The organism is Pseudomonas putida (assembly GCF_028682175.1).
In the GTDB taxonomy this organism is placed as follows: Bacteria; Pseudomonadota; Gammaproteobacteria; order Pseudomonadales; family Pseudomonadaceae; genus Aquipseudomonas; species Aquipseudomonas putida_AD.
In genome coordinates this window covers 1-700 of record NZ_JANHKS010000108.1, presented here as the reverse complement: position 1 = coordinate 700, position 700 = coordinate 1, and the positions used below count along the sequence as shown (strand labels likewise).

Below are 700 nucleotides of genomic sequence, written 5' to 3'. Positions count from 1 at the left end.
AACCGGACCGTTGACGTCCTTGGCCGGGGTGAAGATCACGTTGCCAGCGGCATCCATGATGACCGAACCGACCACTTTGCCGCTGGCGTCGAAGACGTCGGAGGCGACTTTCGGATCATGGCCTTGCAGCGAGTTGATGGTCAGCTTGTCGCCGTCGGCATCGGTGTCGTTGCCCACGATGGTCTGCGCCTTGATGACCAGAGGCTGGTCTTCGAGGGTCGTCAGGGTGCTGTGCGCCAGGGTCACTGCGTTGCTGGTGCCCAGCACGCTGTAGGCGCCGGTCACGTTGTTGACGATCGAGGCCACCTCGACTTTCAGCTGTGCGTAGCCGCCCTGATCCCAGTAGACGATCTGGATATCGTGGTCACCTGCCGCCGCGATCGAGAAGGTGGTGGTGTGGTCGGCGGACGACTGGTTGCCGTCAAAGGCGGCGACTTGCTTGCCATCGATGAAGACGATGTAGCCGTCGTCAGCAGTGATTTTCAGCGAGTAGTCACCTGCGGCCATGTTGACCTTGCCCGCCAGTTCGATGATCGCATCGGAGGTGGTGGTCTGAGCGGTGCCGTTGGTGTAGACCAGCGAGCCCTTGTCGGAGCCCAGGAACGATTGCAGGTTGCCCGAATTGCCCAGGTCATTGCTGAACGCAGAACCGCCACCGTAGTTCAGGGTTTTCGCGTCGAAGGTCGCGTCAGCCTTGTGC

The 700-nt window shown here is 61.1% G+C and carries 1 protein-coding gene; it reads right to left on the bottom strand.

The genetic code is table 11. The features are described from left to right. Positions 1-700, bottom strand: a 700-nt coding sequence (locus NPS29_RS28660) for a cadherin-like domain-containing protein (RefSeq protein ID WP_274136867.1), incomplete at both ends; no start/stop codon positions are given.